This window comes from Aureispira sp. CCB-QB1, from assembly GCF_000724545.1.
GTDB lineage: Bacteria > Bacteroidota > Bacteroidia > Chitinophagales > Saprospiraceae > Aureispira.
Genome location: NZ_JHBV01000042.1, coordinates 162,887 through 179,457 on the forward strand (window position 1 = coordinate 162,887; position 16,571 = coordinate 179,457).

15 protein-coding genes are annotated in these 16,571 nt (G+C 35.9%); 13 read left to right on the forward strand and 2 right to left on the reverse strand.

From position 1 onward, the window contains the following. Positions 1 to 1,393 precede the first annotated feature (1,393 nt). The 11 genes from CG11_RS22905 to cobC all read left to right on the forward strand — a co-directional run bounded on the left by CG11_RS22905 (position 1,394) and on the right by cobC (position 11,628). Positions 1,394 to 1,984: a TetR/AcrR family transcriptional regulator gene (locus CG11_RS22905; RefSeq protein ID WP_052599184.1), complete on the forward strand. Its 591-nt coding sequence runs from the start codon at positions 1,394 to 1,396 to the stop codon at positions 1,982 to 1,984. Positions 1,985 to 2,091: 107 nt separating this feature from the next. After that, entirely contained in the window at positions 2,092 to 2,841 is a 750-nt protein-coding gene (locus CG11_RS22910; RefSeq protein ID WP_081909630.1) for an outer membrane lipoprotein-sorting protein, read from the forward strand. 33 nt (positions 2,842 to 2,874) lie between these two features. Then, the gene (locus CG11_RS22915; protein ID WP_052599186.1) at positions 2,875 to 4,095 is read left to right on the forward strand and encodes an FtsX-like permease family protein; all 1,221 of its coding nucleotides are present in this window, start codon (positions 2,875 to 2,877) and stop codon (positions 4,093 to 4,095) included. Between the two features lie 134 nt (positions 4,096 to 4,229). Then, positions 4,230 to 5,447: an ABC transporter permease gene (locus CG11_RS22920; protein WP_063833187.1), complete on the forward strand. Its 1,218-nt coding sequence runs from the start codon at positions 4,230 to 4,232 to the stop codon at positions 5,445 to 5,447. A 109-nt stretch (positions 5,448 to 5,556) separates the two neighbouring features. After that, on the forward strand, positions 5,557 to 6,249 hold the full coding sequence (locus CG11_RS22925; RefSeq protein ID WP_052599188.1) for an ABC transporter ATP-binding protein: 693 nt from the start codon (positions 5,557 to 5,559) through the stop codon (positions 6,247 to 6,249). Next, a complete protein-coding gene (locus CG11_RS22930) occupies positions 6,249 to 7,496 on the forward strand; it encodes a hypothetical protein (protein WP_052599189.1) in 1,248 nt (415 codons plus the stop codon). The genes CG11_RS22925 and CG11_RS22930 overlap by 1 nt, the downstream gene beginning before the upstream one ends. Positions 7,497 to 7,502: 6 nt before the next feature. Next, positions 7,503 to 8,315, forward strand: a complete 813-nt coding sequence (locus CG11_RS22935) for an alpha/beta fold hydrolase (protein WP_052599190.1) — start codon at positions 7,503 to 7,505, stop codon at positions 8,313 to 8,315. A 2-nt stretch (positions 8,316 to 8,317) separates the two neighbouring features. After that, positions 8,318 to 8,767, forward strand: coding sequence for a macro domain-containing protein (locus CG11_RS22940; RefSeq protein WP_052599191.1), 450 nt, complete (start codon positions 8,318 to 8,320; stop codon positions 8,765 to 8,767). Positions 8,768 to 9,281: 514 nt separating this feature from the next. After that, complete coding sequence (gene cobT, locus CG11_RS22945) at positions 9,282 to 10,304, forward strand: nicotinate-nucleotide--dimethylbenzimidazole phosphoribosyltransferase (RefSeq protein WP_255351969.1); 1,023 nt, start codon at positions 9,282 to 9,284, stop codon at positions 10,302 to 10,304. A gap of 2 nt (positions 10,305 to 10,306) precedes the next feature. Next, a complete protein-coding gene (locus CG11_RS22950; protein WP_052599193.1) occupies positions 10,307 to 11,080 on the forward strand; it encodes an adenosylcobinamide-GDP ribazoletransferase in 774 nt (257 codons plus the stop codon). Next, the gene (cobC, locus tag CG11_RS22955) at positions 11,065 to 11,628 is read left to right on the forward strand and encodes an alpha-ribazole phosphatase family protein (RefSeq protein ID WP_052599194.1); all 564 of its coding nucleotides are present in this window, start codon (positions 11,065 to 11,067) and stop codon (positions 11,626 to 11,628) included. The genes CG11_RS22950 and cobC overlap by 16 nt, the downstream gene beginning before the upstream one ends. Before the next feature lie 4 nt (positions 11,629 to 11,632). Here cobC and CG11_RS22960 read toward each other — a convergent pair whose 3' ends face one another. Both CG11_RS22960 and CG11_RS22965 read right to left on the reverse strand, forming a co-directional pair. After that, the gene (locus tag CG11_RS22960; RefSeq protein WP_052599195.1) at positions 11,633 to 12,064 is read right to left on the reverse strand and encodes a hypothetical protein; all 432 of its coding nucleotides are present in this window, start codon (positions 12,062 to 12,064) and stop codon (positions 11,633 to 11,635) included. A gap of 126 nt (positions 12,065 to 12,190) precedes the next feature. Next, complete coding sequence (locus CG11_RS22965) at positions 12,191 to 13,099, reverse strand: DMT family transporter (protein ID WP_052599196.1); 909 nt, start codon at positions 13,097 to 13,099, stop codon at positions 12,191 to 12,193. Between the two features lie 677 nt (positions 13,100 to 13,776). Between CG11_RS22965 and map the strand changes: the two genes are divergently transcribed. Both map and CG11_RS22975 read left to right on the forward strand, forming a co-directional pair. Continuing rightward, positions 13,777 to 14,577, forward strand: a complete 801-nt coding sequence (gene map, locus CG11_RS22970) for a type I methionyl aminopeptidase (RefSeq protein WP_052599197.1) — start codon at positions 13,777 to 13,779, stop codon at positions 14,575 to 14,577. 247 nt (positions 14,578 to 14,824) lie between these two features. Continuing rightward, a complete protein-coding gene (locus tag CG11_RS22975) occupies positions 14,825 to 16,387 on the forward strand; it encodes an LptF/LptG family permease (RefSeq protein ID WP_052599198.1) in 1,563 nt (520 codons plus the stop codon). Positions 16,388 to 16,571 lie beyond the last annotated feature (184 nt).

The window sequence follows — 16,571 nt, forward strand, 5'->3', positions numbered from 1 at the left end:
AAAAATATGAACTAAAAGAACTTAACATCAACATAAAATTGATGTTAGCATAAAAAAGATAGATTTTTTATTTGTAAATGCAAAATGGTGTTTATTTGGTTATTGTATTGATTTTTAGGTTTTTGTGTGGTGTTTAGTTGTTTTTTGTAGTTTATTTTGAATTAATTTGATTATATTTTTGATAAAAATAAGCAAAAAAATCACAAAAAAATTTGGAACTACCAAAAAGCTGCTTTATATTTGACCTGTCGTTAGGAGGAAATGCTTCCTAATAATAATTAAGTTCTAAAAAAAAGAACTCACTTAAATAAACACAAAGATTCAAGTAGAGTTTGACCCTAATTGATATTCATAGCTAAGATATTGTAATACAATTAAAGTACCCAGAACACAATACCTAAAAACCCAAAATCCATGAAGCTTGATTAGTTTTTACTCAAAGGGCAATTAGGGTTTCTGAGAAAATCTGAGAGCCTAATCGCCTAAAGAGTAGGGAACTAAACCCAAACCTATTTGAAAAAGAAACAATGCAAGTTGTCTTATCTGTCTGTCTTAAATTTGAAGAGATGCCTTTGTAGGAATACGAAGGTTATCTCTTTTTTTCAGCAGTCAGCATTTTAGTCAACTTATTAAAGATAACCATGCGACGATGTATAGGAGCATCATCCTGCAATTTAAGACCTAAAGACGGATTGATTCCTTTTACTAGTGTGGAAAAGTAACTATAATAGATGATGAAGATTAGAAGTTGGAGATTGGAATTTGTTTCATAAGACCATAACCAACTACTTGAGATAAAAATAGAATTGTCCCAATTTCCCAACTTTCTAATCATCTATTGCCGAATAAAAGTTTAATTATTAGAAAGGTTAGAATAGAGATGCTTACTCCCCAAGTGTCTCTTTTTTTTATTTTTATACATGACCAGAACTTAACCGAGTTTGTTAGGTGTTTTATCCTTGCCTTAAGTGTTTCCCCAAATTCCATTCAATACATTATCCACAATAGTAACTTAGTCTAAACACCTTTCCTTATTCTTCATTTTAGCTATGCTGCTACTATCAATAGTTAGCTTTGCTGCTACTACGTGGTCGTTGAAACCACGAAGTAGCAGCAAAGCTAACTACTAACTATGTGACGTGATTTTTTAGTGGTATATTATTGATTATTAATAAGATGTGTATTTGTTTGCTTTCGCTCTAAAAAGCTAATAATAAAATTAATACTAATGCACAAGTCTATAGAAACCATGTAGTAACAGAAAAATTGATGACTATTAATTAAAAAAATTGGAATTCATATAAAAAAAGTTTACGTTTGTAGTATTAGTTTACGTTTTTGGGAACTTTTATTTGAAAACGTAAGTTTGAGAATGTAAGATTAGAAAAAGTATATGAGTAGAGATTTAGAGAATAAGAAGTGTCAAGCTATTTTGAAAACAGCGAAAGAGTTATTCTGGAAACATGGTGTCAAACGAGTATCTATACAAGAAATTTGTAAGGAAGCAAAAACAAGTAAAATGACCTTTTATAAGTTTTTTGACAACAAAATAGACTTGGCAAAAACAATTTTAGATTTAGTGTTTGAAGAAGGAATACAAGAATACAAAGCCATTATGGAACAAAACATCCCATTTGCTCAAAAAGTAAAGGAGACGTTGTTGGCCAAAGCAAGGAATAGTAAAAATATCAGCCAAGAGTTTATTACAGATATTTATAAAAATAATGACTTAGGTTTGTTGGAATATATCTATGCTAAGGGAGAAGTTATGATGGATTTGGTTTTGGATGATTATGAACAAGCTCAAAAAGAAGGCTACGTACGTCCTGGGATTAAGCGTGAATTTATGCGATATCAATTGCTAAAAATGAGAGAAATGGTGTTGGACGATGCTTTGTTGGTGCATTATGATAGTCCACAAGAATTGACAATGGAATTGACGAATTTCTTTTTTTATGGTTTGTTGGTTCACGAAGATGAATGAGTAGAGAAAGTAAGTGTTCTAGTATTTACTATAAAAGTGGTTAGATCGATTGGGGCGTTAAAATGATCAAAAAATCATTATCTATATTGATAAATTAAACGAAAAAAATGATGAAAAATATTCTATTAATGGGCTTTTTGTGGCTAGGAACCTTTATGGCTAGCTATGGACAATCTGCCAAAGAAATTGTACAAAAAATGGACGACAATGCTTTTGGTGGGCGAATAACGTCTAGCATGAAAATGACCATAGTTCGTCCAACTTGGTCGCGTACAATGGAGTTCAAAAGTTGGGCAGATGGCGCTGATTATTCCTTGATTTTGATTACGGCACCAGCACGTGAAAAAGGAATTACCTACTTGAAACGAGAAAAAGAGATGTGGAATTTTCAACCATCGATTGATCGTACCATTAAAATGCCTCCTTCTATGATGATGCAATCTTGGATGGGATCGGATTTTAAAAACGATGATTTGGTGCGCCAATCTTCTATTGTTAATGATTATCAACATGAATTATTGGGCAAAGAAACTATCGAAGGTAGAGAATGCTATAAGATTGAAATGATTCCCAATGAAGAGGCACCAGTTGTCTGGGGAAAAGTAATTGTTTGGATTGATGCAAAGGATTATCTTAACTTAAAAACGGAACACTACGATGAAGATGGCGAATTGGTGGACACCAATTATGGTCAAAATATTAAGAAAATAGGAGGGCGATTATTGCCTGCTAAAATGGTTCTTATCCCTGCTGATGAGGAAGGTCATAAGACCATATTGGAATATACAAGCCTCGAATTTGACAGTAAATTTGACGATCGGTTCTTTTCTACTCAGAATATGAAACGCGTTCGATAGAACCTATCTATTCATCCTACAAAATGTTAAAAAATGATACTTAAAATTGCGTGGCGGAATATTTGGCGAAATCGAAGAAGGACGCTAATTACAGCAGCGTCTATCTTTTTTGCCGTTTTATTTGCTGTTACTATAGAAGCGATGAATCGAGGTATTTTTGATAAAATGATCAATGATTCTGTTAGTTTCTATACGGGATATGTCCAAGTAACACACAAAGGGTACTGGGACGAACGGTTCTTAGATAATTCTTTTGAGTTATCTCCAGACTTGGTGACGACCATAAAAGCAACTTCTGGGGTGAATGATCTTGCCCCAAGGTTAGAATCTTTTGCCCTAGCTTCTTACAAGAAAATTACAAAAAGTGCTTTGGTGGTAGGAATTGCTCCTCAAAAAGAGGCTGCTTTGACAGGGCTAGACAAACGAGTCGTGACTGGAACTTATTTGACCAAAGAGGATGAAGCCGTTCTTGTTGGAGAAGGTTTGGCAGAAAAACTCAAATTAGGAGTTGGAGATACGATTGTATTGATTAGTCAAGGCTATAGAGGGGTAAATGCAGCAGGGAAGTATCCCATAAAAGGAATCGTTTCGTTTGGAGCGCCAGATATGAGTGCTACGATGGTCTATATGCCTTTAAAAGTAGCACAATGGTTTTATGGAGCACCCAACTTAGTAACGACTGCTGTTTTAGATATTAACGACAAAAATGCTGCCGAGTTGGCATTGAGTAGCCTAATGTCAACACTAGATACAGCTTCTGCTTACGATGTATTGAGTTGGCAAAAAATGATGCCTGAGTTGATGGAAATGAAAGACTTAAAAGAAAGTAGTAATGTGATTACGGTATTCATCCTATATTTTATTGTTTCTTTTGGAATACTAGGAGTCATACTGATGATGACCAAAGAACGCCAACGAGAGTTTGGTGTCTTAATTTCTATCGGCATGAAACGGAGTAAATTGGCACTCATTACATGGATAGAAACGATCTTTTTGGGGCTGTTAGGGGCTTTTGTCGGTATTGCTGTAGCCTATGGATTGATGTATTATTTATCTATTAATCCTATTGTGGTAACAGGAGACATGGCGGAAACTTATGCCAAATTTGGAATCGAGGCAAAATTACCAGCGTCTACAGACGTGGATATTTTTTATACTCAAGGGATTATTGTGTTGTGTATTACAACTGTTTTAGCTCTGTATCCTTGTCTTCAAATTTGGAAAATGAAACCCATTGATGCAATGCGTGCTTGATGCACTGCCTAATAAATGATTATGCTTATAACGATTGTCATGAAACGTAGTTCTTGTTATGATAAAGCGTTTTGATGAATACGCTCTTGCAAATCTATTCGTGATAACCGTTGTTTTAACAAAATAATAATAATATGATTTTCAAAATAGCATGGCGGAACATCTGGCGGAATAAAATTAGAAGTTTTACCGTAATGGGCTCTGTCTTGGTTGGTGTCTGGGCGTTGATATTTATTTTGTCCTTTACGGCAGGGTTTATCAATTCTTACATAAGTGGTGCCATTGAGAATGAAATCTCACACATTCAGTTGCATCATCCTAAATTTATGGATGAAAAAGAGGTGCAGTATACCTTAGAAAATACTCCTTCGATTGTCGCCAATTTAAAAGAAAATTCGACCGTTAAAGCATTTGCTACTAGAACGATTAATAGTGGAATGTTAGCCACAGCGAGAGGGTCTAGAGGGATTCAAATTAGAGGTATAGTGCCAGAAGAAGAAGCCAACTTAACTCGGCTAAATGAAAAATTGGTAGAGGGAAGTTATTTGGATGCTACCAAGAGTAAAAATCCGATTCTTATTAGTAGTCGGCTGGCTGAAAAAATGCAACTTAAGTTAAAATCAAAACCTATTCTGAGCTTTCAACAAAAGGATGGCACAAGTGTTTCTGCGGCGTTTAAAGTAGTTGGAATTTATGAAATTGGAAATGCTATTTTTGAGGAGAGCAACGTTTTGGTTCGGCAAGCTGACCTAAATCGTTTGATGGGGGGAACGCCAATTACGCACGAAGTTGCTTTACTACTAAATGACTTAGATGATTTGGATACTACTAAGCGGGCATTAGCAGCTGCTTTCCCAAATGCTTTGGTGCAAAATTACAAGGAAATATCACCTGATGTTAATTTGTATGAGTCTCAAATGTCTGTCTCAACTTATGCGGTTATTTTTATCGTAATGCTAGCATTAATTTTTGGTATTATCAATACTATGTTAATGGCGGTACTAGAGCGAACAAAAGAATTGGGAATGCTAATGGCGGTAGGGATGAAACGCTTACAGGTGTTTTTGATGATTGTGGTAGAAACTCTCTGCTTAACTATGATTGCTGCACCTGTGGGATTATTTCTAGGGTTTCTAACCGTCAGTTATTACGGCAGCAAGGGGATTGATTTGAGTGCTTATGGAAAAGGAATGGATAAGTTTGGATTGAGCGATCAGGTTTTCTTGACCTTAGATGCTTCATCTTTTATTGCAGTTACGATTGCGGTTGCCATTACCGCTATTTTAGCAGCCTTATATCCAGCTATTAAAGCAACTCGATTAAAACCAATCGAAGCTATGCGTACGGTGTAGCAACGTTGAAAGATACTTATTATCAAATAGTTTAATCACAATAGACGACTTCATCAACCCAATAGGATATGATCTAGTAAGCTAAGTAGTCTATTATAATCAATATAAAATGGAGAACGTAATCAAAGTGCAAGGGGTTACCAAAACATATAATCCAGATACGATTCCTGTTCATGCGTTGAGAGGGGTAGATTTAGAAATAGGACAAGGAGAATTTACGGCATTGGTCGGACCTTCGGGATCGGGAAAAACAACTTTGTTAAATGCAATTGGTGGCTTAGATATTCCTACGAGTGGTCATATTATGGTGAGCAACCAAGATATTGCACAATTGTCCGATAGTGAGATGATTGAGTTTAGAAAACAAAATATTGGCTTTGTCTTTCAAGCTTATAATTTAATTCCTGTATTAACCGCCAAGGAGAACGTGGAATTTGTGATGTTGTTACAAGGTAAATCACAAGAAGAACGAGAGGCAAGGGTCAAAGAACTCTTGAAGGCCGTAGGTTTAGAAGATCAAATTGATCGTAGACCCGCACAATTGTCAGGGGGGCAACAACAACGGGTAGCTGTTGCGCGAGCATTGGCATCCAAGCCGATGTTTGTCTTAGCGGATGAACCGACAGCTAATTTGGATTCCAAGTCAACGGCTGATTTGCTGGATATTATGTCCCAATTAAATCAAGAAGAAAACATTACCTTCTTATTTTCCACACATGATCAGCGTGTTATTGATCGAGCACGTCGTATTGTTACGTTGGAAGATGGGAAAATTATCTCAGACGAAACAGTTGCTTCCTAATGGGTATGTTAAAATATTGGCTTTTTTTAGTAGGGATTATTGCTCTGCCAACGTTTAGTTTTAGTCAAGACACGACCCAGTTAGACCGTGTAATTACGAAAAAGCAACGATCTAAAAAAAAGAAAAAAGATCCCAATGCCCCTAAAAATTGGGCGTTGAATGGCTATCTGAAATATTTGACTTCTGTATATTTTATACATCAGCCTCAAAAAGCGATGTTGCAAGATAATTTGATTCACAATCGTCTAAATTTTAGGTGGTACATCAACGATGCTTTTACATTCAAGGCAGATTTGAGAACCCGTGTGTTCTTTGGAGAATATATTAAGTTACAACCCAATTATGGACAAACAATTGTTCGTGGGGATAGCCTCAAAAATGGCTATTATGATTACTTGTCTTGGGTGTTGTTAGACCAACGAGGTGCCGTTATTCATAGTACATTGGATCGTCTTTATTTTCAATATTCTAAGGGAAATTGGGATATCCGATTAGGACGACAGCGAATCAATTGGGGAATCAATACGATTTGGAATCCGAACGATATTTTTAACACGTACTCTTTTACAGATTTTGATTATGAAGAACGTCCAGGAAGTGATGCTTTACGCATTCAGTACTTTACGGGGGTTGCTTCTAGCATTGAATTTGCTGCCAAAGCTTTTACACGATGGGAAAATGCTACGGCTGCTTTTTTGTGGAAGACCAATAAATGGGAATATGATTTTCAAGTATTGGCTGGAATTGTTGAAGAAAACCTTGTTGTTGGAGGCGGTTGGGCTGGCAATATAAAGGGAGCTGGTTTTAAAGGAGAGTTGTCTTACTTTTACAACATTAACGATACCCTTAGCAATCGGCATAGTTTTACAGGAACAGTGAGTTTTGATTATTTATTCAGCAGCAAAACCTATTTGGTAGCGGGTTTCATGTACAACAGCAATGGCGCTACCAATGCCAATTCTAATGCCTTATTTGCTTATCGTCCATCTGCTAGAAATTTATATCCTTATCGTTATTCTATTTTTGCTACTTTTTCACAACCTATTAAAGAAATTTTTTCGGTAGGAGTGACAGCTGTTTATAGTCCAGGAGAAAGCCATGCCTTGTTTTTAACGCCTAATTTTGCGTATACCATCAATGAAAAGTGGGATATTTCTATTGTTGGACAAATTTCATTAAATCAGTCCAATGGGTATTATGTTAGTCCTGTTCAAGTAGCTTTTTTGAGAATTAAGTTTAGTTTTTAGAGAGCAATGAAGAAAGATCTTATTAAGTTAAATAACTATAAGTTAGAGTATTGCTTGACAGGAAGTAAGCATTCTGAAACCATTCTTTTTGTACATGGATTGGGAGCCAATCAAAGTCAGTTTGAACAACAGCACATTTATTTTAGTGCCCAATACCAAGTTTTATCGATTAGCCTTTGTGGGCATGGCAATTCAACGGTACCTTTAGACATTTTACCAGAAAACTTTTCATTGACTCAATTAAAAAATGATCTTATACAAGTGCTTGATTTATTAAAGATAGCAAAGGTGCATTATGTTGGTAATTCAATGGGAGGAAATGTTGGCTTAGAGTTTTTGAAGGAAAGCCCTAATCGTTTGCTTTCTTTGACGCTATTTGGAACAACAGGGAAGCTCAAAAAGTCAAGGTTTTTGGTCGCTTGTATGAAAATATTGTATCAAATTCTAAGTATACAAATAATAGCGAATTTGTCTCGATTGGCAGGAACCACTAGCTTTTCTCAAGCTAAAATAGCCACTATGATTTCCAAAGCTTCTAAAAAGGCAATTCTTTACTGTCTGCCTCATTTAGCAAATTTTGATTATCTAATGGATATTAAGAATTCTAAAGCACCTACCTTATTATTAGTAGGAGAAAAAGATAAGGAAATAAATGCTTGCCTAGACAGTACAATTGAAGCTTTTCAAGCTAGGGGAAATTTTCAACTAAAGTCTATCAAAGGAGCTGGACATTTTATAAATTTGGATGCTCCAGAGTTATTTAATCGAGAGCTAGAAGCCTTTTTGCAGGGTAGGAAATTATCTTCACCAAAAACGTAAACATGAAAACAATAACAGGAGACTTAATTCAGTTGGCATTAGAAGGAGTCTTTGAGGTAATTGTACACGGATGTAATTGCTATGGTACAATGGGGGCTGGAATTGCCAAAGGTATAAAAAAGCATTTTCCAGAAGCTTATGAAGCTGATTTGAAAACCGAAAAAGGGGCAAAGGATAAATTAGGTACCTTTAGTTTTGCCAATATTGAGGATAAAAACTTGATTGTAGTGAACGCTTATACGCAATATCATTGGAGAGGAACTGGGAGAAAAGTTGACTATGAAGCGGTACGAGCTGTTTTTAAACAGATCAAAAAACAATTTGAGGGAAAAAAGATAGCCTATCCAGCCATTGGAGCGGGGTTGGCAGGTGGAGATTGGAACATTATTGCCACAATTATTAGAGAAGAATTAGAAGGAGAGGATCATACCTTTGTTTTGTATCAAGCTTAATGAGTATAAGTAATCGTTCAGAAAAAAAATCTAAGAATAAGGCTATTTTTTTACCTATAATTTTTATGCCTACTTGCTTATATTATAAAACTATACAGATTTTACTTTTTAAGAATTAAAAGCAGAATCTACTCCAAAAAAGAGCTTATACTCTGTTTTGAAGGGGCATATTGGAGCTTGGGAAATCGGGATGGCTTGTACTAGTAGTACAAAAGAATAAGCCTACGAAGAATACGTCCGCATTTGTCAGTTGTGACGAAGGAACAATCATTTGACAAATGCAGTATTCGAGTAGAGTAAGCCATCCAAGCGTAAATTAAGCCCTTGATTTTGCTTCTTTTATCAAGAAAAGAAGATACAAAAATCTTATTTAAAATTTGTGTACGGTTTAATAACTTAGATTAGAGAAATTAATGAGATAGCTTTAGAAAGCTACCAAAGAATTTTTTCTATACAGTTTGTGACAAAACTAATTTTAATAGAGCATTTTTAAAGCTATCTTTGCAAACAGTCATTGACCTCAAAAAATGCAACAATGTTAGACGCAATTCAACACAAGATCAATTTTAAAACCAAACCACTAGGAGCATTAGGATATTTAGAAACACTCGCAGAGCAAATTTGTGTCGTACAGAATACTTTGTGTCCTCAGTTAATCAAGCCAACGTTATTGGTTTTTGCTGCTGATCATGGCATTGCACAAGATGGTGTAAGTGCTTATCCTGCTGAAGTAACTGCTCAGATGGTGCTCAACTTTTTAAATGGAGGAGCTGCTATTAATGTATTTTGCCGTCAGAATGATATAACGTTTAAAGTGATAGATGCTGGAGTGAATTTTGATTTTGAGGCAGACCCATGCCTTATTGATGCCAAAATTAGTAAGGGAACGAAAAGTTCCTTAACAGGAATGGCAATGTCCCAGAAAGAACTGAACGACTGTTTTACCAAAGCCAATACAATATTGTTAGAGTTGTATGCATCAGGTTGTAATATAGTGGGCTTTGGAGAAATGGGGATAGGAAATACTTCTTCTGCTAGTTTGTTGATGAGTGCTTTGTGCGACTTGCCAATAGAGGACTGTGTAGGTAGAGGCACGGGGCTGGATGATGAACAATTGCAACGAAAAGTGGACATTCTGAAGGCGGTTCAAAAGCATCACCGCAAGCCTCAGGATGCCAAAGAAGCCTTGTGCTTTTTTGGAGGTTATGAAATTGCTCAAATTTGTAGCGCTATGCTAACTGCCTATGAAAAAAATATGCTCATCTTAGTAGATGGTTTTATAGCAACCGCTGCTTTTTTGTGTGCTTATCACATAAACCCCAAAATAAAAGAAAATGCTATTTTTTGTCATCAAAGTGATGAACAAGGGCATGGTCGAATGTTGACGTATTTAGATGCAAAGCCACTGTTAAATTTAGGTTTGCGTTTGGGAGAAGGAACGGGCTGTGCCTTGGCTTATCCGTTGGTGAAAAGTGCGGTTCAGTTTGTGAATGAAATGGCAAGTTTTGAAAGCGCAGGTGTGCAAAATAAATCATAGTTATGCTTAAACAGGAGCTTCATATCTTTTTTACTGCAGTAATGTTTTATACCCGAATACCTTGTCCTAGCTGGGTAGATCATTCAGAAGATTATCTAAATCAAGCCACTCGTTATTTTCCACTTATTGGTTGGATCGTAGGAGGAACAACGGCTTTGTTAATTTACGGACTCTACTTTTTACTGCCTATCTCTGTCGTGGTTCTGTTATCGTTAGCTTATAGTGTATTATTAACAGGGGCATTTCATGAAGATGGTTTTGCAGATGTTTGTGATGGTTTTGGAGGAGGTTGGACAAAGGATAGAATCTTGGAGATAATGAAAGATAGCCGAGTGGGTGCCTATGGAGCTATAGGAATGATTATTCTGCTTTTGTTAAAGGTGTTTGTCTTAATAGAGTTGTTTCAAATAGATGTGATGTATGCTCTAAAAGCGATCGTGTTAGGACATGTTTTGAGTCGATTTAGTGCTGTGACAATGATTTTTACACACGAATATTCTAGAGCAGATGCAAAAAGTAAGGTGAAACCGATTGCTAAAAAATTGAGTAAATCTAGCTTGTGGATCAGTTCATTTTGGGTTATTCCTGCTTTATTATGGTTTCAAAGTAGCTGGATATTGCTTGTGTTAATTCCTGTTTATATGATGAAAATGTATTTAGCGCACTATTTTACAAAATGGATTGGAGGATACACAGGAGATTGTTTGGGGGCTACCCAGCAGATTAATGAAATAGTAACGCTTTTATTTTGTCTTGGTTTATGGAAATTTATTTGATTCGACATACGACACCTTCTATTGCCAAGGGGATTTGTTATGGTCAAACAGATGTTTGGGTAGAGCCCACTTTGTTTGATAAAGAACGAAAATTGGTTCAAAAAAAATTGCCATCTGACATTCAATATGGTTACTCTAGTCCGCTTCGTAGATGTACAGAATTGGCTACAGAACTCTTTGATAATATACAGGTAGACGCTCGTTTGATGGAATTAAATTTTGGAAATTGGGAGCAAGAAGCTTGGAACAATATTGCGCCGTCAGAGTTAAAACCTTGGATGGAAGATTTTGTACAAGTTGCCCCTCCAAATGGAGAGAGTTACAGGGAGCTGCATCAACGCACCAATGCCTTCTGGGAAGACTTATTGGAGCGTAACGATTCACCTGTTGCTGTCGTAACACACGCTGGTGTTATTCGAAGTTTTCTTAGCTGGATGCTAGAGTTGCCTTTGTCCAATTCATTTCGCATAGATATTGCATATGGAGGAGTGGTTCATGCCCTTGTAGCAAAAGACAAACACTATAATAAGTTAATAAGAATAGGATGAGTGTTTAAATTTTTTGATTTTCATAAGCTGCCCAACTATCCAAAACCGAAATATTGTAATCAATTTTTGTAAATGCTTTGGTAAGCTGCCAATTGTTATCCGAATCTACTAGAATTTTTTTGACTTCTTTTAGAGGATCTTGTAAGTGAATATAGAGCTTCTGTTGGCTCTTAATGTCATCAGGAGTACTCAAGCCAACCAAAGACCATTTATTAATTGGGAAAAATTCTCGTTTTCTAAATTGATTATCCCAAACAGCATAATCATAAAGCATGAGTTTTTTCATTCCTGAGGTTTGGATATAACGATCTGTTTCCATCTTTTTTATCCAAAGATGAACGTTAGGAATGATAGCAGGTCTAGGGTCATTCCAACTAGTTCTTCTAATGACGTCCCATTCTTCGGACAAACCAATCCACCATATTGATTTTGACATATGCAGCGTTGTTTTGATACGAGCTAAAACTTTTTGTATTGGTTGCTTATTGCTTTTTTTTAAAACTACTCATTACTCTTACAATCTATTAAATATAGTAATTTCAAGTTCAAAATAAGGCATTATTCATTGGTTTTTTATCATCACATATAAAGTAACAGCTAGAATGATACTGCCACCTAAGTAGACATAGAGACTAGGACTTTCTCCTAAGAAAAGCCAAGCCAATAAGATGGCATAAAGCGGCTCCAAGCTAGCTATTAAACTAGCCGTTCTTGCTTTTAAGGCTTGCATACTGTGAATGAATAGTGTATGCGCAATAGCTGTAAATATAATTCCTAATAAAAGCAAATAAAGCCAATCTTGGGTAGTTCCTTCAAAAATATCAAGGGCAAAAAAAGGCATTAAAAAAATGGCAGCAATCCCATTTTGATAAAAAGAAACACAGTTGCTTGTATATCCCTTTAACATACGTTTGCTTAGTAAGGTTAAAACAGCAAACGAAGCCCCAGAGGCAATCCCCCACAGTGCCCCTTGTGTATAACGATTGTTATAGTCAAAATCAGGCAGTACCAATGCAACACCTATAAAAACGATGAAAGCTAAGAGAAGGTTAGTTGCTTTTAGGGGTTCGTGATTTAAGAATGGTTCTAATAATGTTGTAAAAATCGGAAACGTAGAAAATGTCAGTACACCAATGGCGACACTTGAATTTTGGATCGCTTCAAAAAAAGCGACCCAATGAAATGCTAAAATGATTCCTAGTAAACAAAAAACAATAAAGTCTTGGGTTGATTGAGGACGGAATTGTTGTACACGAACAGAGGACTGAGAAGGATAAAAGTTGGATAGCTGACTAAAAAAATAGACAAATAGAGCGCCTAAGCATGCTCGACCTAAGACAATGCTACCTGCAGGCAAGTCAATTAGCTTTCCAAACAACCCTGCTCCTCCAAATAAGAGAACGGCTATATGAATACTTAGATAGGCATGTGTTTTAGGGGGATAGGAATTGGCATCAGGTGCGGTAGGCATGAGAAACAAGTTAAGAATAATAGAACAGTGTGTTTACACGAAGTTAAGTAAAATAGAGGCCTCAAATGCTATTTTTCAATTAAAAGTGAATCAGCATGATAAGATAATACAACTCAACGGAAAGTTTAAGTGTAGAATTTTTTACTATTCCTTTTCGTTTGCGTATTTTTGTAGTCAATAACTCATTTAATAAATGAACTATTCAAGTTTCTAACATTACTTCGTGGGAAAATCGCATCAGTTTGATTATCATTATTAATAGAGTATATTTTTGTTGCTTGATTCTTTAAAGGGTTGATAATTAAGATGGTGTAAAGATGTTTTTGGGGTTTTTTACAAAAAAGCTAAAAAATCCACGAAGTACTATTCTAAATAAGTGGGGAGAAAAAAGTAAGACTAAAATAAGGTTGTTTGACTACGCTGTTATTGCTTAGTCATTACTCCGTTGAAACTATGTAGTAGCAGCGAACTGAGCTTCGCAAGTTCACAGTAACAAAACAAAGCGATCTCGTGAAGTCGAAACTAAAAAAGCAACGGAGCATTATTAGTGTAATATATTATAAAATAGTTGATGGCTTACGAAAAAAATACTTTGTGATATAAAGAGTTTTTTGCAAAAAAACATTCACGAAGTTATGATTAAGTAGGCACCAAAAAATAAGATAACGAACAAAAAAATGGCTGATTCACCAATCATATATAAAACGAGGGAAGAGATAGAATTGATGCGAGAAAGTGCTCAGTTGGTATCCAAAACGCTTGGATTAATAGCAGAGCATATCGAGCCAGGAGTAACAACCTTGTACCTTGATAAATTGGCAGAGGAGTTTATTCGTGATAATGGAGGAGTTCCTGGGTTTTTGGGACTATATGATTTCCCAAATACACTTTGTATGTCACCCAATGCACAGGTAGTCCACGGTATCCCGACAGATACTCCGTTGGAGAACGGAGATATTATTTCTGTAGATTGTGGCGTATTGATGAATGGTTTTTATGGAGACCATGCTTATACGTTTGGGGTAGGAGAGATTGATCCTAAGGTAGAAAAATTGTTGGAAGTTACGAAAGAAAGCCTTTATCGAGGAATCGAACAATGTTGTGTAGGAAATCGTATTGGTGATATTGGATATGCTATTCAAAGCTATGCCGAAAAGCACCGTTATGGAGTCGTAAAAGAATTGGTAGGGCATGGTTTAGGACGCACCATGCACGAAGAACCCCAAGTACCCAACTACGGTCGTAGAGGAAAGGGAAAGATGTTGAAAAATGGAATGGTCTTAGCTATTGAACCAATGATTAACATGGGAACAGCTAAGATTAAGCAGTTGTCGGATGGATGGACAATTTTGACTCGAGATGGTAAACCTTCTGCTCATTTTGAGCATGATGTGGCTATTGTAGATGGCAAACCTGATATTTTATCAACATTTGACTATATTGATGCTGCATTGGCAAAGAAAAAAGCACAGGTATAATTGCACTGTAAATTTTAGTTTTCTTAAAGAAAACTTATGTAATACCTAAAAATAATACAAAAGCTATTTAAACACCTGTTGTTTGAGTGGCTTTTTCTATATTTATGAAGTTGCTTTTTAATCGTAACAATGTTTAGAAATGGATGCTTGCTGATAACATGGTTTGGTTGGAAAGGCATAACATATCGACAGCTACAACACTTGAAATAACCTATTTTTTTTGGAAACTTGATAACTGTTTTGCCACTTGAAGAAAATTGATAAATTAATTGTACGAAGCTTTTTGCCACCTCTGATCATCTGGACATTGGTTGCTATGTTTATCTTTAACATGCAATTTCTTTGGAAATATATTGATGATATTATTGGCAAGGGACTGGATCTTTCAATTATTTTTGAATTGTTATTTTACCAATCATTAGCAATGATTCCTCGTGCAATGGTTTTTGGGGTTTTGATTGCATCGGTAATGACTTTAGGAAATTTAGCCGAGCATTACGAACTGGTAACCATGAAATCGGCAGGAATGTCTTTGTTTAGAGTAATGTCTCCTTTGATCTTTTTTGCCTTTACCTTAGCAGGCGTCTCCTTTCTATTTTCGGATCAATTGATCCCTGTAACGGCTCTTAAATTTAAGTCTACTCTCTATGATATTCGCAAACAAAAGCCTGCTCTTTCATTCAAAGAGGGACAGTTTAACGATGATTTTCAGAAGGTTTCTATTTTTGTAGACAAAAAAGCACCTAGTGGAAAGGTGTTGAAAGGACTGAAAATCTATGATCATACCACTACTGTTGGTTATAAGGGACAAACCAATGCAGAATCAGGAGGATTGTTTTATGCTAGAGATACCTTACAAACAACGGTAAAAGCAACAATTCAAGATTCCATAATAAACAAAGACACAACAATTCAAAGAAGCTTTTTGGTCGTCAAACTTAAGAATGGAACTCGCTACGAAGAAATGGATCCCGATAGTAAGAAACCCAATGCTTACCCTCACATAGAGATGAACTTTGACACGTATACGACTTTATTTGACATGAGCGAATTTGAGTTTAATGAAACCAATGAGGATTTGTTTAAGGGGCATTACAGTTTGTTGACAACTAGGCAATTATTGCGGGCAATAGACTCTTTGTTCAAGAAGCGAGAGGAACGTTATGAAATGCTAAAAAGAAATGCAGATGCGATGTTCCACTTTCGAAGAGAGGGCTTAGCTGAGCCAGGAGTAGATACTATAGAGATGATTCCGACGAGATATGCCAAGCATTATTACCCTCCAAATGCAGCACATGCACCTAAAGTTGAATTGGATACTACCGTTCATAATTTTTATGATTATATTCCACAAAGCAAGCGAGATTATATCTATCAACGTGCTTCTGGTTTTTGTCAGAATGTCAAAGGACAGGCTAATGGCGTTGCTAAGTATTGCAAAACAAGTGAAAAGATACATGCAGAACACGAAAATGAAATTCATCAAAAATTTTCGTTTGCTTTAGCTTGTTTACTTTTCTTATTTATTGGCGCCCCAATGGGAGCAATTATACGAAAAGGAGGCTTTGGATGGCCAATATTGGTAGCCTTTATCTTCTTTATGTCGTTTTTTGTGTTATTTTTAGTTGGCGAGCGATTGGCAACAAGTTTATCTGTTCCTTGTTGGGTTGGATCTTGGTTGCCTAATTTAGTATTGTTGCCTTTTGGCTTGATGTTAACCCACAAAGCATTATACGATTCAAGGTTTATTAGTATGGAAAAGGTGCTAAACCTTTTGCAATGGATTAAGGGGATTTTTAGCCGAAAATAAGTTATATCCAATAAAAAAAGCAGCAAAGCCTACTATACTCTAAGAACAATTTTACCCGCTAGATTGTATCTATGTTGACAACTTTTGTACGACACGAAGTATACATCAATAGAAGTTTTTTATCAAGCTAATACGGTTTTAAGCATGCTCTAAAGCGAATTACAAATCAAAGCAATAGATTTAC

Excerpts from the sequence above, each read along its gene's own strand:
- CG11_RS22940 (WP_052599191.1), top strand. The coding sequence starts at position 8,318 with ATGAAAACAATAACAGGAGACTTAATTCAGTTGGCATTAGAAGGAGTC.
- CG11_RS22960 (WP_052599195.1), bottom strand. The coding sequence starts at position 12,064 with ATGTCAAAATCAATATGGTGGATTGGTTTGTCCGAAGAATGGGACGTC.
- CG11_RS22920 (WP_063833187.1), top strand. The coding sequence starts at position 4,230 with ATGATTTTCAAAATAGCATGGCGGAACATCTGGCGGAATAAAATTAGA.
- CG11_RS22925 (WP_052599188.1), top strand. The coding sequence starts at position 5,557 with ATGGAGAACGTAATCAAAGTGCAAGGGGTTACCAAAACATATAATCCA.
- CG11_RS22930 (WP_052599189.1), top strand. The coding sequence starts at position 6,249 with ATGGGTATGTTAAAATATTGGCTTTTTTTAGTAGGGATTATTGCTCTG.
- CG11_RS22905 (WP_052599184.1), top strand. The coding sequence starts at position 1,394 with ATGAGTAGAGATTTAGAGAATAAGAAGTGTCAAGCTATTTTGAAAACA.
- CG11_RS22950 (WP_052599193.1), top strand. The coding sequence starts at position 10,307 with ATGCTTAAACAGGAGCTTCATATCTTTTTTACTGCAGTAATGTTTTAT.
- CG11_RS22915 (WP_052599186.1), top strand. The coding sequence starts at position 2,875 with ATGATACTTAAAATTGCGTGGCGGAATATTTGGCGAAATCGAAGAAGG.
- CG11_RS22965 (WP_052599196.1), bottom strand. The coding sequence starts at position 13,099 with ATGCCTACCGCACCTGATGCCAATTCCTATCCCCCTAAAACACATGCC.
- CG11_RS22935 (WP_052599190.1), top strand. The coding sequence starts at position 7,503 with ATGAAGAAAGATCTTATTAAGTTAAATAACTATAAGTTAGAGTATTGC.
- cobC (WP_052599194.1), top strand. The coding sequence starts at position 11,065 with ATGGAAATTTATTTGATTCGACATACGACACCTTCTATTGCCAAGGGG.
- CG11_RS22910 (WP_081909630.1), top strand. The coding sequence starts at position 2,092 with ATGATGAAAAATATTCTATTAATGGGCTTTTTGTGGCTAGGAACCTTT.
- map (WP_052599197.1), top strand. The coding sequence starts at position 13,777 with ATGGCTGATTCACCAATCATATATAAAACGAGGGAAGAGATAGAATTG.